The organism is Paenibacillus polymyxa, assembly GCF_015710975.1.
Classification (GTDB): domain Bacteria; phylum Bacillota; class Bacilli; order Paenibacillales; family Paenibacillaceae; genus Paenibacillus; species Paenibacillus polymyxa.
Genome location: NZ_CP049783.1, coordinates 423,462 through 436,681 on the forward strand (window position 1 = coordinate 423,462; position 13,220 = coordinate 436,681).

The 13,220-nt window shown below is 42.6% G+C and carries 28 protein-coding genes; 2 read left to right on the forward strand and 26 right to left on the reverse strand.

What is annotated here, in order from left to right:
- Positions 1 to 11: 11 nt before the first annotated feature.
- From G7035_RS02270 to G7035_RS02390, 26 genes are all read right to left on the reverse strand, one after another.
- On the reverse strand, positions 12 to 224 hold the full coding sequence (locus tag G7035_RS02270) for a hypothetical protein (RefSeq protein ID WP_019686478.1): 213 nt from the start codon (positions 222 to 224) through the stop codon (positions 12 to 14).
- Positions 225 to 344: 120 nt separating this feature from the next.
- Positions 345 to 695: a hypothetical protein gene (locus G7035_RS02275; protein ID WP_019686476.1), complete on the reverse strand. Its 351-nt coding sequence runs from the start codon at positions 693 to 695 to the stop codon at positions 345 to 347.
- Positions 692 to 958, reverse strand: coding sequence for an ASCH/PUA domain-containing protein (locus tag G7035_RS02280; protein ID WP_019686475.1), 267 nt, complete (start codon positions 956 to 958; stop codon positions 692 to 694). The genes G7035_RS02275 and G7035_RS02280 overlap by 4 nt, the downstream gene beginning before the upstream one ends.
- Before the next feature lie 45 nt (positions 959 to 1,003).
- A complete protein-coding gene (locus G7035_RS02285; protein ID WP_115293092.1) occupies positions 1,004 to 1,327 on the reverse strand; it encodes a hypothetical protein in 324 nt (107 codons plus the stop codon).
- A gap of 47 nt (positions 1,328 to 1,374) precedes the next feature.
- Complete coding sequence (locus G7035_RS02290; protein ID WP_019686473.1) at positions 1,375 to 1,782, reverse strand: hypothetical protein; 408 nt, start codon at positions 1,780 to 1,782, stop codon at positions 1,375 to 1,377.
- The gene (locus G7035_RS02295) at positions 1,779 to 1,958 is read right to left on the reverse strand and encodes a hypothetical protein (protein ID WP_019686472.1); all 180 of its coding nucleotides are present in this window, start codon (positions 1,956 to 1,958) and stop codon (positions 1,779 to 1,781) included. Before G7035_RS02295 ends, G7035_RS02290 begins: the two co-directional genes overlap by 4 nt.
- Positions 1,955 to 2,182, reverse strand: a complete 228-nt coding sequence (locus G7035_RS02300) for a DUF7167 family protein (protein WP_019686471.1) — start codon at positions 2,180 to 2,182, stop codon at positions 1,955 to 1,957. Before G7035_RS02300 ends, G7035_RS02295 begins: the two co-directional genes overlap by 4 nt.
- Positions 2,183 to 2,234: 52 nt before the next feature.
- Positions 2,235 to 2,612 (reverse strand): hypothetical protein, encoded by a 378-nt coding sequence (locus tag G7035_RS02305; protein ID WP_019686470.1) that lies wholly within the window; start codon positions 2,610 to 2,612, stop codon positions 2,235 to 2,237.
- 47 nt (positions 2,613 to 2,659) lie between these two features.
- Entirely contained in the window at positions 2,660 to 2,914 is a 255-nt protein-coding gene (locus G7035_RS02310; protein WP_019686469.1) for a hypothetical protein, read from the reverse strand.
- Between the two features lie 108 nt (positions 2,915 to 3,022).
- Positions 3,023 to 3,238 carry a hypothetical protein gene (locus tag G7035_RS02315; protein WP_019686468.1) on the reverse strand — a complete coding sequence of 72 codons (216 nt, stop codon included), beginning with the start codon at positions 3,236 to 3,238 and terminating at the stop codon, positions 3,023 to 3,025.
- 66 nt (positions 3,239 to 3,304) lie between these two features.
- Positions 3,305 to 3,469, reverse strand: coding sequence for a hypothetical protein (locus G7035_RS02320; protein ID WP_019686467.1), 165 nt, complete (start codon positions 3,467 to 3,469; stop codon positions 3,305 to 3,307).
- Positions 3,463 to 3,897, reverse strand: coding sequence for a sigma-70 family RNA polymerase sigma factor (locus tag G7035_RS02325; RefSeq protein ID WP_019686466.1), 435 nt, complete (start codon positions 3,895 to 3,897; stop codon positions 3,463 to 3,465). Before G7035_RS02325 ends, G7035_RS02320 begins: the two co-directional genes overlap by 7 nt.
- Before the next feature lie 11 nt (positions 3,898 to 3,908).
- On the reverse strand, positions 3,909 to 4,286 hold the full coding sequence (locus G7035_RS02330; protein WP_019686465.1) for a RusA family crossover junction endodeoxyribonuclease: 378 nt from the start codon (positions 4,284 to 4,286) through the stop codon (positions 3,909 to 3,911).
- Positions 4,274 to 4,447, reverse strand: a complete 174-nt coding sequence (locus G7035_RS02335; protein WP_019686464.1) for a hypothetical protein — start codon at positions 4,445 to 4,447, stop codon at positions 4,274 to 4,276. The genes G7035_RS02330 and G7035_RS02335 overlap by 13 nt, the downstream gene beginning before the upstream one ends.
- Positions 4,444 to 4,758, reverse strand: a complete 315-nt coding sequence (locus G7035_RS02340) for a hypothetical protein (RefSeq protein ID WP_019686463.1) — start codon at positions 4,756 to 4,758, stop codon at positions 4,444 to 4,446. Before G7035_RS02340 ends, G7035_RS02335 begins: the two co-directional genes overlap by 4 nt.
- A 27-nt stretch (positions 4,759 to 4,785) precedes the next feature.
- Entirely contained in the window at positions 4,786 to 5,679 is an 894-nt protein-coding gene (locus G7035_RS27780; RefSeq protein ID WP_330165456.1) for a DnaA ATPase domain-containing protein, read from the reverse strand.
- Positions 5,561 to 6,466, reverse strand: coding sequence for a hypothetical protein (locus G7035_RS27160; protein WP_019686461.1), 906 nt, complete (start codon positions 6,464 to 6,466; stop codon positions 5,561 to 5,563). Before G7035_RS27160 ends, G7035_RS27780 begins: the two co-directional genes overlap by 119 nt.
- 8 nt (positions 6,467 to 6,474) lie before the next feature.
- Positions 6,475 to 6,810, reverse strand: a complete 336-nt coding sequence (locus tag G7035_RS02350) for a hypothetical protein (protein WP_019686460.1) — start codon at positions 6,808 to 6,810, stop codon at positions 6,475 to 6,477.
- An 18-nt stretch (positions 6,811 to 6,828) separates the two neighbouring features.
- Entirely contained in the window at positions 6,829 to 7,254 is a 426-nt protein-coding gene (gene ssb / locus G7035_RS02355) for a single-stranded DNA-binding protein (RefSeq protein ID WP_019686459.1), read from the reverse strand.
- A 14-nt stretch (positions 7,255 to 7,268) separates the two neighbouring features.
- Positions 7,269 to 8,069 carry a PD-(D/E)XK nuclease-like domain-containing protein gene (locus G7035_RS02360; protein WP_019686458.1) on the reverse strand — a complete coding sequence of 267 codons (801 nt, stop codon included), beginning with the start codon at positions 8,067 to 8,069 and terminating at the stop codon, positions 7,269 to 7,271.
- Positions 8,056 to 8,934, reverse strand: coding sequence for a hypothetical protein (locus tag G7035_RS02365; protein ID WP_019686457.1), 879 nt, complete (start codon positions 8,932 to 8,934; stop codon positions 8,056 to 8,058). The genes G7035_RS02360 and G7035_RS02365 overlap by 14 nt, the downstream gene beginning before the upstream one ends.
- Positions 8,935 to 8,980: 46 nt before the next feature.
- The gene (locus G7035_RS02370; RefSeq protein WP_019686456.1) at positions 8,981 to 9,214 is read right to left on the reverse strand and encodes a hypothetical protein; all 234 of its coding nucleotides are present in this window, start codon (positions 9,212 to 9,214) and stop codon (positions 8,981 to 8,983) included.
- 298 nt (positions 9,215 to 9,512) lie between these two features.
- Positions 9,513 to 9,668 carry a hypothetical protein gene (locus G7035_RS02375; RefSeq protein ID WP_019686454.1) on the reverse strand — a complete coding sequence of 52 codons (156 nt, stop codon included), beginning with the start codon at positions 9,666 to 9,668 and terminating at the stop codon, positions 9,513 to 9,515.
- A gap of 2 nt (positions 9,669 to 9,670) precedes the next feature.
- Positions 9,671 to 10,348, reverse strand: a complete 678-nt coding sequence (locus tag G7035_RS02380; protein WP_019686453.1) for a Rha family transcriptional regulator — start codon at positions 10,346 to 10,348, stop codon at positions 9,671 to 9,673.
- Positions 10,349 to 10,361: 13 nt separating this feature from the next.
- On the reverse strand, positions 10,362 to 10,595 hold the full coding sequence (locus tag G7035_RS02385) for a helix-turn-helix domain-containing protein (protein WP_019686452.1): 234 nt from the start codon (positions 10,593 to 10,595) through the stop codon (positions 10,362 to 10,364).
- Positions 10,596 to 10,615: 20 nt separating this feature from the next.
- Entirely contained in the window at positions 10,616 to 10,897 is a 282-nt protein-coding gene (locus G7035_RS02390; protein WP_019686451.1) for a hypothetical protein, read from the reverse strand.
- Between the two features lie 177 nt (positions 10,898 to 11,074).
- Here G7035_RS02390 and G7035_RS02395 point away from each other — a divergent pair, with 177 nt between their 5' ends.
- Positions 11,075 to 12,001: a helix-turn-helix domain-containing protein gene (locus G7035_RS02395; protein ID WP_019686450.1), complete on the forward strand. Its 927-nt coding sequence runs from the start codon at positions 11,075 to 11,077 to the stop codon at positions 11,999 to 12,001.
- 57 nt (positions 12,002 to 12,058) lie between these two features.
- Entirely contained in the window at positions 12,059 to 13,213 is a 1,155-nt protein-coding gene (locus tag G7035_RS02400) for a tyrosine-type recombinase/integrase (RefSeq protein WP_172494059.1), read from the forward strand.
- Positions 13,214 to 13,220: the final 7 nt, after the last annotated feature.

A 13,220-nucleotide genomic window follows, 5' to 3' on the forward strand; every position in this document is an offset into this window, starting at 1 on the left:
ATTAGCACCTCCTAGATGAAATCAAATATTGTTGTCTGCCCCTCACGCGGCGAATCTGCCGAATCCTGTATAAGCCCATCATCCAACATAAACTTAGGAGCCTCATAGAGATATCTTTCATGGACTGGATCGCCTTCACGTGAATGCGCTGGGTTCTTTATCTCTGCTTTCTTGGTCCAAACCCAAAAACTCTTAGCTGTCACTTTATCGTTGTTAACTGACATTCCCATTCCTTCCTTCGCTCAATGTGTTCGGTTCAATCGACGTGATAATCATATACCTATCTATACTGACTACACCCACATATAACAGTAATGCGCATAATATAGAGGTATAGGCTCTTATCATGGGGTGTTCTCCTTGAGCAGTTCAGTCAGAGCGGATTCGTATTCCTCCGTTTCTTCTCCACTCAACAACCGTTCATTTTCATCATTGGCTTCCTTAATTATCTTCTTCAGTCTTTCTATCTCTGCATCTTTTTGTTGTATAAGGGATTCAGCCTGTATATCTGGATGGTGTGGTGGGTCTGGATCAAAGTGTCCATTATTTATCCATGTGATCATCGTGTGATACGAGTCTACACGTCCCATATTGTAGGATGGAGAGCCAAACTTATCCTCTGCAAAGAGATCGCGATTATCTTGTAGCTGTTTTATGAGCTTATCTGCATCTATTAAACGTGGTTTATCTGTCATTGTTGTTTCTCCTTACTTCCCCATGAAGCCAGACCCATAATGACATATCCCTCTTTTACAAAATTCGGGTTATCCAAGATGTAAGTGACTCGTTTGCATATCCCTGAGCCTGTCCATTCGTTTTTTACTGGGTCCCATTCGAGCAGCACCAGCATGTCGCCTACCTGGTAATCCCGATCATTCAAACGTACCTCAAATGTCTTTGTTCCGTCCCACACAGCTTGGAAGTATTCAGGCCATAGCTTCAACTCATGCTTATTCATATATATCCTCCCTTAGTGGGTGTAGGTCCTACACCTTGTATTGGTTTAATCCACGTACAATCCAATCTCACCGCCGTATTCGTACTCAAGCCTCAGAATCAAACCAATATCAACAATACTCACGGCTATACCCTTTTCGATAAGTTTGTTGAAAATATATTCTGCACATTCGTCATAATTAAACTCTATTGGTTCTTCCTGCTGACCTTCGATTCCGTTAACTATTTCGAGCATATCTCTAATAAGTTTTGAATTGGTCTTTTCAAGCTCATCTACCCTTCGAGCCAAGAGCAGAACATAATCCTTGTCTATATCGCCCTTCTTAACTCGTTCCAATGCTCTCTTATATACTTTTCCTTGCTCGTTCATATCTATCATCCTTCCAACGCTCTTTAAGGAGCGTATTGTATTGGTGGTTACTCCCCTAATGCCTTGTTGATATGGTTAAACGCCGATAATAGAGACTGTTCATCCTTGTTAGCAAATGCTAAGTTCTTCTGTATAGCTGTCTTGGCTTCTTCCAGTGCCTTTTGGTATCTGTATGCTTTGTCTGTCATGTTTAATTGACTTGAAACTGATGATTCCAGGTCAGCAGATATCCGGGCTATTGTCCGCTCCCTCTCTGCAAGCTGCTTGCCTCTCTCCGCAGCCGTTTGGAAGTTAGCTAGGCTTTCCTCATTCAAGCCATTTACCTGCTGTTGGAGTGAGTCTACCAGGGCAAGCAGGTCTTCTACCTCTCTAACTGGTAATAGGATATTTTTCTTCGCTTCGTTTTTAGCCTGCTGCAAATCTGTACGGATTAAATCTACTGTCCGTTCACTCATGACTGTTCCTCCTTGAATTCTTTTTCAAACAGCACTGACAACATGCTGTGCTTATCCGTATCAAACGTGCAGTATCTGTAATGCACGTATCCATCTATGTCTTCGTAAAGTGCAAATACCAGTTCGCCATCTTCATCCGTGTAAAACCGCTCTATTCGACGTTTGAGGTGTATCACTCACCTTTACCGCCTCCAGTCAGCCTTTTAATAGCCTCTTCGATTTCATCCGTATTGGTAGGGTATGAATCAATATACTGCGAGGCATCTTCCCATATAGCTTCGTTTATCATTTGGTCGATTTCTTCCCTGCTCTTACCTTCTACATCCTCGTCGTCAATCTCGACTGCTCCCTCTCTACATGCGCCTGGATAGCCGATAGACAATTTCCATTCAACTAGCATTTATATTCATCTCCTTATAGGGGTATAGGGTAAGAGGCCAGAAGGCCCCTGTTTAGGCGTTCGGTTGATCCAGCGTGTCGATAATTACTTCTGGTCCGTCTAACATCCAGTATTTTGTTGCGTGATCACCGTTGAATGCTTCGTTAAGCACAGCCTGAATCTGGTCATAATGTTCTTGCTTCAAGCAATCAAACGCCCTGTCATCCCAATCTTCGTACATTTCGTTATATTGTGTTTCGATGTACTGACGGAGCATGGTCTTTGCGTCCGGATGCCACCGATGCTCATTGGCGACATACCATGTATGCAACATCAGGTCTCCATCCTCATTCGCTTGTTCACGTAGTTGATCGGGCGTAAGTGTGCAATTAGAATCCTCATAGCTCAACATTGTTTCATTTGGCAGCTCAGACAATTTAACTTTTTCCATTTCTAAATCGCTCCTTTGATATTTGTATTTGGTAGGGTAAGAGGCTGTTATGCCTCTCCCTCACTTGCCTTCAATCTTGCCATCTCCACTTTGTATCTATCTTTAATAAAGTTAATATGTCTGTCATTCCTCGTATTCGGGTGACGATGAGATTGTTTTAGGTATTCAGTTCCAACATGATCTATGCTTAATTGAGGGCTGTCCCACCATGAATCGGTACTTATACCCCGCCCATCCGTAAAACGTGACATGTAGCCTCGTTTTGTCTGACATTTCCACATTTCAAATTTTAGTCTCGGCATTCTGTATCTCTCCTTTATAGGTAGTAGGGGGTGTATCCCCCTTATGGAGGGCTGTTCCCTCCTTCTTATCCCCTGGGCCTGTCCTCTCTGCCCTTGGGGGCTATATATTTAATCCTCTGGTAGCAGCTTGTTAAATGCTCTACGGTATAATTCAGCTACTTTTACTCTCTTTGCTCGCCCATCTTGACGGACATTTACCATCCGATTGCTCTCTTTTACCAAAACAGGAAAGCCTGTTTTCGCATGTGGAGCAAATACTTTTCCGTTTTCGTCGATACGATATGGGTAATAGCCAGGGATATATTTAAGGGTCTTGTTCTCCATCGCCAATACTCCTTTATACGTTGTTATAGGAATTAACTAATCATTTATCCGTCATTCTAGCCGATTCTATTCCGATGATAGCTGCTGATATAATTTCATTTTGTTTCGTATCTTTTTGATAACATTGTCAGACATGTTTTGCCTGCTCATGCCGGTTATTTTAGCCATTGTCTGCTGTGTTTTTCCTTGCATCAGCCCTTCGACAATTACCCGTTGTTTTGGTGTCAACATGTCCAAAAATTCCTTGACGTACAAACCTGTTTTATCGTCATCGCTCGGCTTAAAATGTTCCCCATCGTCTTGCCGGAATCCCCATCTTTGTCATCCCGATATATTTTTCGGTTGAATGATACATATTTAAATTTTTGTTCCATGTTACCGCGTGTTTTTTGGTTTCTTGGCACCCTGATTAATTCGCTTTTGTCGTTTATATATATCAACATATGCCCATGAATATAGCGTGTAGCGAATGTGGAAAATGCGTATCCCCGGCTTGCGTCGAACCTTCTTGCAGCAAGCAGTAAACCGATATTCCCTTCACTGACCATATCTTCATAATCAATGCGTTTGGTTCTACATACTTCCAGATATTTTTGAGCAGCCTTGTGTACAAGCCTTTGGTTTTCCATCACCATTCGGATTACGTTGGTTTCATCCATACTCCCCACCCTTATCCTGTCATTTTTTCAAACTCAATTTCTATACGTGGGTTTTGCCGATCAATTTCAAAATCTATTATTTGTGGCAGAGCCATCTTGTCGTCCTCATATAGTCCTGCATCTTCTAAGGCGTCTAGCAGGGCTTTTAAGGCGTTGTGTGTGTCGCGCCTCCGTTTGTCCGGGAAGTAGAACCAAAGCCGCACGGCGACCTTTCCTGTGGCTGTAGACCACTTGTTTTTTTGTCGCCACACCTTAGCAACTAAAATCGTGTTTGAAAACCATTGTTCTGCTACCTTAGTTTTAATCCGCATACGCCGCCCTCTAACCATTGCATTACGGTACATATGGTTAACGCTCGGGGCCAGTCCCGGTAATATTAGTCGCTCCATCTATGGCTCGTCCTCCTTAAGATGGTCATTCGTTTTGCTGGAGTCAGGCGGCGGCTGAGGTAATATACTTCGGCTACCGTTTGCCCTCGCTGGTCTTTAATCTTGTAGCCGCGTTCCTTTTGGTAGAATGCATCAATCCGTTTTGCTTCTATTGGATTCATGGGGTATCCTCCAGTGGGGTTTCATAGATGTTGCCGAATTCTTTTGCTGTCTTATGATCAACTGGCTTGCCGTTATAGGTATTAGCTTTATCAGATACTGGTGAGCCCGGTTTGTACCATCCCGTTTGCTCCTCCTGTTCTGACAGCTCCCTTGGATTGTCGTATGCCCCTATCTCGGAAGCTCCACATGCTTGACAATAATATGGACCACACTGGACATAAGCACCCATATGACCAAAACCAGTATCGACCCAATCCGCATGGCATTCACAGGAGCAATATGGGCATTTCTCTGTCGGATGTTCAAACATCTATCTTCTTCCCTTCTTATTGGAGTCTCACTGCGGCCTGCGGTCCGGTCCAAGCAGTTCTATCATTTTCGAGTTACCATTTATCCGACTGGCTATTTTTCCGCCGTTCTCTGGAAGTCTGTGGCGTATGCGACCCGGAGCAAAGTTGCTGGTCATTATCGTTACTTTGCTTTGTCTCTCCCGTTCCTCAAGGATGCTGAACAACTTGCCTTCCGCCCAATCTTTGTATCCAGCAGTGAAAATATCGTCAATCATAAGAATCGGAACTTTATAATAACGTTGAAGCACTTCTTCTTCGGTTTCATCACTTTCACGGTTATAGGTAGATTTGATATCACCGAACAGCTTTTCTTCTTTGACAAACAATCCAGGGATCTTTCGCCGGGTCAGGGCATTCGCGATACACTGCATCATGTATGTTTTTCCGGTACCAAAAGCAGACACCTCATAATCTGCCTCTTTTTGGGCTTCCTGAGCCCGTTTGTCGTCTCCGAATATATAGAGCCATGTTCCGTCCTTCATGTGGCTCTGGATGTCTCTGACGAACTCTACGGCTGTCGCAAATTGTTCTCGGTTGTAATCATCCATGACGGCATTTTTGAAAGTGTAGCCTAACTCCTTTTCTGAAAATGATTCAGAAGGGTTATAACTCTGAAATTGACGTTCATAATAGCAACTGCAGAGTTCTACCGTAGCTACCTCTCGTGGCATAGGGTTGCCGTGTTTATCTGTATAGCTTTCATCTGTTACCCAACGGAATGTATTAATGGTCCCGGTATAATTGCATTTGGCGCAGCCTTCGTTACTCAAACTCGCGGACCATCCGGTCGAGCTCTGCTGCGTCTCTGTCGCTGGCTTGTCCATGCTTACCGATGAATCTTTCTTCGTGTTTGCCCGCATCCTTTCGATCCGCTTCTGCATCTCTTGCATGACCTTGCCCATACTTTCCACCGTTACCACCTCCCCGTTGCTTTTTAAATGTTTCAAATGGATTGTTTTCGCTTAAAAACTGGTCAATGTTTTTAGGACTCATGAATTTTTCCAAAGTGAATTTGTAGGTGTACCAATATAAATCGCTTTTTATAATGGCGTTGTAATTGCTTATGGCTTTTTTCATTTCCTCGAAGCTCATATTTTTCAATCTGGCATTTATACTAGATTTCATTTTTTGAGTCAGTTCTCGGTGTTTTATAATTTCGAGAGAATTCCAAAAATCATATATATCTTTTTCTTGTTGTTCATTATTGTTGTTATTATCATTATTGTTTATATTGTTGGGTTGCCGTTGCTTTCGTGGCGGTTTCGTAGCTTTTTCGCCGTTGCTTTCGCCGTTGCCTTCGCGTTCGTCCGAAGTCTGATAAACCCCGTAGTTACTTATGTTTATCAGCATCCCTTGCGTTGCTTTCGTCGTCGTGATCATCGTTGCTTTCGCGTTGCTTTCGCGACCCCCTTCGTTGGGTTTTCGTAGCCACTCAATTACTTGGTAAATTTGGTCCTTGGTAGGACGCTCAATCCGAGCTCCAACACGCCATTTACAAGCCTCTATGATTTCCGGAATAGACGTCCTTACCTGACCTGGCTTAAGCCCTTTATAATCCGTATGCTGAGCAGATATAAGGAGGAAAACCCACACTTTGATGTAAAGAGGCGGCTTCTCCCATATCTCGCTTTCAATCAACTTCCGATGGAGGCTGATCCATCCGTCCATGTCACCACCTACTTAGTTGCTTGGTGTTCCAACACCGTATTAATTGCTCTTGCGATAAAATTCCGCGACCTGATCCCTTCGGGCGTCTCATCTAACCAATCATGACAAGGAGTACATAAATGTATTAGGTCAGTTACCTTCGTTTTCTCATCCAAATGAGGGCGACCAGTCAAATGCGACCTTTCTGTTGCTCTGGCGGCGTTACACAGCTCGCACAAGCCATGTGACCGCGCTTTAAGCTGCTTATCTACCTGCTGGCTTATATCGCCTTTCTGCTTCTGTGTGAGCTTCACACGTTTGCTCTTGGCTGGTTTAGGAGCTGGATGAAATCCGTACTGTATCATGCTGCACGCCTCCAATCTCTAAAAAGGAAGATCTTCGTCTGCTATATCAATTGGTTTGCCATCGTCAGAAAAAGGATCATTGTTGTTTCTGGTTGAAGGCTGCTGTCTGCTTCCACTATCATTCTTGCTTGATTCAAGGAACCGGACGTTATCAGCCACAATTTCAGTGACGTAAACACGTTTCCCCTCATTGTTTTCATAGTTTCTTACTTGAACCCGACCTTCTACAGCCGTTAAGCGACCTTTACGAAGATAGTTGGCGCACGTCTCGGCAAGCTGCCGCCAAGTTACGATCTGCAAGAAATCCGCTTCACGTTCGCCACCCTGATTAGTGAAAGGTCTGTCCACTGCTAGGGTGTATGTGCAATTTGCCATACCAGACGGTGTATATCGTAATTCAGGATCCTTGGTCAAACGGCCGATCAATATCACTCGGTTTAACAATTTGGTTAGCCCCTTTATCTATTAATCAAATCCGAATAGTGGATTATTTGGTTAAGTTGTTTCGTCTCCCGGCAGTAACGACAGCGTTCGCAACGGTGTGGTTTTACTAAACCTGCTTTGACTTCGATTAAGTGCGGCATGTTCGCCGCAATACCTTCAAGTTCGCGTTTTATGTCAAAAGCATTTATCCCTATAACCGCTTTGTCTGGCGGGTCCTGCTTCGAAACCGCAACGATGATAGGCTCAATCCAGCCGTCACGCTGCTGCACAATGCGTTCAATCTCTGCATATAGGGCCATCTGTGTAACATAATGGTTCTGCTCCACGAAAGACACATAGCCGTTTTCTTGGTCCCAGGACTCTTTATTAATTTCTTGAACCGTTTTAATATCTGAGAATCGGTTACGTTCTAATGCGTAATTATCCATTTTGATTTTCCAATTAGCCCCGGCAAATTTGGCGGTCATAATGACCTCTTTTTTTCCCTGAAGAACAAACATACAAAGTGCATCACTTTTTATGGTTTCTATCATTTTGTTGGCATTTTGGAACTGCGATTTTAGTTTCCCCTTGGTCCCGCCGCGAGAAGAAATTATTTCAGGGTTACTATCTTTGAATCTTTGAAAAGCCTCCGGCCCCTCAAAATAAGCATGCACATACGAGCCAACCAGAAGCGCATCTGTAGCTGGTTCTGTCCAGCCTTGAAGCCTAGCCATAGCTCGCGCTTCACAGTCCCGGAACTCCTTATACTGGCTGTTACTCCAATAGGCTAGGTTAGCCTCCTGGGAATAATAGTTTTCTTCATTCAGCAACATTAGGATCACCGTCCGCCTTTGCTTTTTCCGCTTCCTGTTGCGCTTTAAATTCCAATTCAGCGGCGCTAGGAACATGACCCGCCCCGAAGTCAAAATAGTCTTCACGTTTGCCCATACCGTCTCTGAGCGACTTCCAGATGTTCCCGATACGAAGGTAATCATTTTCTGTAAATGCGTCTTGAGCGCATCCTATGCACTTCTCAATCATTTCTTTGTTGACACCATACTTCTCTTGGAACTGTTGGAATGCTTTCCTTACACGGTCAGCAAGCGGCTCTGTATAGCTGTTTACCAACGTTTTTCGGCACTCTGCAAGAGCGGCATCCACTATATCACCCGGGATTACCCCGAGGATGCATGCACGCATCCTACGGCTTCCCATATTAGCTACAACCTCGTAAACGTCACGCGCTTCAGTGAGCTGCTTTGTGGTGTTTCCCGCCTTACGTTCGTGCTTGACTGTAAAAACAATTTGACGGCGTGTATTCGTTTCAATGTCCCATGCATAGGCCATAGCCTTAGACTCTCCGTTTCGTTGCTCGAGCTCAATCAACCCATAGTCAATGTTCCCCCATGACTGCGCCAAGACCTCAGCTAGTCGGATAGATGGACCAGAAACCTTGCTACCGCCTTTTGGATACTCATATTCCGCTTCTTCTGCAAGCTTTTTCCGCTGACAAGAAAGCATGATACGGTTAAAAGATGCCTGTTGATCCCGTGGGAACTGTTTAGCCATGAAAATAGCAGCTTTTACTTCTTCTGTTTGGCGTGTTACTGCCATTTCTGTAGTGGTTGATCTAAAGGAAGGCGGCGCCTCCGGCAAGTAATTTTGGTAGTCAATTGGTTGTTGATCGTCAAAACTCATATTTACATCCTCCTAAATTTTTGTTATAGTGACCGTGAAATGTTTATTAATAGTTTGATTTGACTTCGGCTGCAACCGGAGTCATTTTGCTTTCCAGGTATAAATCCACTTGCTTAAGCTCGTCCACCATTTTAGGGATATCCTTATACCGGAACATTTCCATCAGAGCTTCTAAAATAGACTCAGGTGAGTTACAACGGGTACCCGTGTTTTCCTCGATTGCTTCTAATCTGCGGATAACTGACTGGACGTGTTGCTGGGCTGTTTGTAGATTCTGCATTCCTATCACCCTCCCTAATCTGTTTTCTGATCCGGTCATACTCCCGGCGCTGCGTCTCATTTCTGAACGCAAATTTAGGACGTGGTCCATCTACTACCCAACCACCGACTAAAGTTAAGGCAAACCTATCTTCAAATTCATCACTGGCCTTGATCCTTATTCCCATATGCATCGTCTATCACCCTCACCAGTACCTGATTTTTACACTCAACAGCGTCCAACATGCATTCTTTGCAGTGTGGTTGGTTGTCTTCATATACCAAATACTTAGCTTCAGCACCGCAGCATCCACATGTAATCATGAGACACCCAATACAACACGTAAGTCCAAAATCTCTTTAAGCATCCAGCCAAAAGATGCTTGAGATACTTCTGGATGAACCCAACTTGGGTTATTTGCTAATGCATCGTACATATTTTCAAGTTCGTTTAACCGTTTTTGTGCGTCGTGCATAATCATTCTCCTTTCTTAATAGGACGCCAGTAGGTAATGTAGTTCAGGACGTTCTCCAGTTCTTTCCGAAGCACATCCTTATAAGATGTTACTTGCCAGCGATCTTTGATTTCTCGGTGAAGTTGTTGGAATAACTCGCCTCGTGCGTCCTTATCTGGCTCAATGGCGTACACCTTTTTGGAAATTGCTCTTTGCAGCGTTCGTTGTTGACCGCTGTTTAAAGTGATCTGCTTGTCCAACTTCTGCTCAATCTCCACCAGTTTAGTACCGTGTTCTGCTGTAGTGGCTTTCACCACTTCGACTTCCTCTGCCATCTCAGCCGTAAGCTTGAGAGATTGTATGATTGCTTGCCGTTCCGTGAGTACAGGCGGCTTGGAGATTTCATCTTTCATACGATTAAACTCTGTGATGTACATTTCTTTGAAGCGTGCTGCTTCTTTTCCTGTGTAGCCCATTGCCAAGAACGAGAAACCGTCTTGAGAGATAATGTATTTTTGTTGTGTACGATTGCGTGAATCAGTGTAATCAATGAGTCCAAAATTGGACTCTATAAATTCCTCGCTGCACTCAAGTGATTTGATATCCCGTAGCACATGTTTGTGTTCCTTTTTAAATACCTCCGCTACTGTGAGGCTGTCTGTTACGGTTTGTCCATTTTCAATGAATACTAATTGAGTCATACTGTTTCTCCCCTCAAGCAAAATTTTTAAGGTGTTTTTGTTTTAAGTTATCTTTCCACGCTCTTACATCTTCTTTATCCGCGCGACGGGAAGTGCCTATGGAATAATTCGGGATGCCACCATGTGAAGGACTAAGGTCGAATATGTCATAAACAGTACGCCGGGTTAGTCCAAAAAAATCAGCAATGTCTTGAGCAGTCAAACTGTCTGGGAGTTCATCCCAATGCTTTTTTTTCGTCTTTGTCATTACATACACCTCGTTTCTACTTAGGTTAATGCTGGAACGCTCTTCTTTTTCTTTTTCACATCTTCAACTTCTTCAATGTAAAAATAGTCTTCGAATCTCCCGCCAAAGACTTCCATCACACCAGCTATGAACTGGTTACCAGGTGCATTATGGCGTTCATCATCTACAGGAAGTTTAGTCCTCCAAATTTGAGTAAGATTCACATTCATCAGATCAGCAAGTTCTCTATCCGTAGTGATATCCTTATCAATTTGAGCTTTCATTAGCTCTTTAACTTTTAGTCGGACGACGAATTTTTTCATTGTATCACCCCTCGAATTGCGTCCTCGCAATTTATTATTTTGTAATTTCGTCCTCGCAATTTAAGTATATTACAGCGATTACGAGCACGCAATATGTTTTGGGTAAATAATTGCGTGCACGCAATATTTATGTTATAGTTTCTTTAGCCATTAGATGAAGGGAGATTTTTGAAGGCAATGAGCGAAAAAACAATAGGTGAAATTATTAAAGAAAAAAGACTTGCAAGCGGTTATAAAACAAAGAAAGATTTTGCTGACAAGAGTGGAATCTCGGCTGCCACTCTCACTCGAATTGAAAAGAATGCGCAGTTACCTTTGCCTAACACTCTTATGCAAATTTCTCGTCATCTGGACGGGGTTACATACGGTGAACTAATGAAAGCGGCGGGTTATCTCGAGGGGTTAGAAGAAAATCATGAGACGTTTCTTGCTAATTTCATGAACGAAAACGAGGAACTCGACAACCGAATTTATGCCCTTATTGATAAAGTGTTCTTATTTACAAATGTTGATAAAGACTTACATAGAGAAATTGTTAGCTTATTCGTCGATCCACAGACTGCGGATTTGTTTTCCCATGCTACTTTAGACGATATTAAATCTGAGTATCTGCGTGGCGATCTTAACATTGAACAAAAGAATGACGTAATTAATACTCTTGAAAATATATTGAATAAGTATTCTCCAAAACTAGGAGAGTATTTGACTCTAGTCAAATACGCAAAACCGATACCTCTGATCGGATCAATCTGTGCTGGTGACGGGATAATTGCAGAAAACAATATTGAAGAATACATAAACTATCCTTTTATGAAACAAAAACAACCAGACTATGCTCTAAGAGTAAAAGGTGATTCTATGGTCAATGCAGGCATTAATGATGGCGACATTGTTTTCATGAGGAGAGAAAACTGGGCGGAATTCAATGGACAAATCGTTGCTGTTATCGTTAACGGCGAAGAAGGCATTTTAAAGAGAATGAAATGGTCTGAAGGTTCTGCAAAATTTAACCTTGTTCCAGAGAATGATTCTTATCAGTCCATGGAGGTGACACCAAATGAATTTATAGTTTGTGGAGTTTATGTGGGGCATTTCAGACAATAAAAGGAGTGTTAGAAATTGGAAGGAAGTTTCTATAAAAGAGGGTCCACCTGGTCATTTATGATTAGCATAGGTACTGATCCGAAAACAGGTAAAAGAAAGCAAAAGGGAAAAGGCGGGTTTAAGACTAAAAAAGAAGCGCAAGCTGCTGCCGCGGATATGCTGTCCGAGATAAATCGAGGCGTATTCAAAGAAGAAACCAAAATGACTTTTGAAGAATTAGCGGACAAGTGGTTGAAATATTATAGTTCTCATGGAAAACCAAAAAAAGATGGTACGATCCGAATCAGAACTAATGAAAAAGAAAACTTGTCACCATTCTTTGCAAAGCTCAATGCAGCTTCAATCACTGAACAAATGTATCAGGATGCACTCATAAGTCTACAGAATAAACTAGCAGACAATACGTTATCAGGTGTACACTCAACCGGCAGAATGATATTTTCATACGGTTTAAAAATTGGGGCTTTGAAAACAGATCCTACATCAACTGCTTTTGTGCCTAAGCGTCAGAAAACAGTCCAAGAGCTTGAAGAAAATAACGAGCTACCTAAGTATTTAGAAAGGGATGAACTCGTCCATTTTCTACAGATCGCTCAAGACCATGGATTGGATAATGATTTTGAAACCTTTAATACATTGGCCTATACAGGCGTGAGAGTCGGTGAGTTATGTGCATTAAAAAGACTGGATGTCAACTTCGAAGATGACAAGATAAGAATAACGAAAACTCTATATAACCCAAATAATAATTACGCTCTTTACAAACTCAACACACCTAAAACTGTATCATCGGTTCGCGAAATAGATGTTGATCACGAAATCATTATAGGATTCCAAAACTTGTTAACCATTCAACAAATAGAGAAATCAAAAAGACCAAAAACTTATCACGACCAAGGTTTCATATTCGCAAGAATCGGTAAATTCGCTGGATATCCTCAAGTAATAAAAATGGTTGAACTTCGGATGAAGCGATTACTAAAACTAGCTGGCCTAAATCCCGATCTTACCCCCCACTCACTTCGCCACACTCATACATCACTATTAGCTGAAGCCGGAGCCACTCTTGAACAAATCATGCAGCGGTTAGGACATGCAAACGATGAGATAACACGCAGAATATATCTTCATATAACTAAGCCAAAAAGAAAAGAGGCTGCTCAAAAGTTCAGCGAACTAATGAGAGCCTCAAAAAAATCTGATCAGAGTTAACAAAATG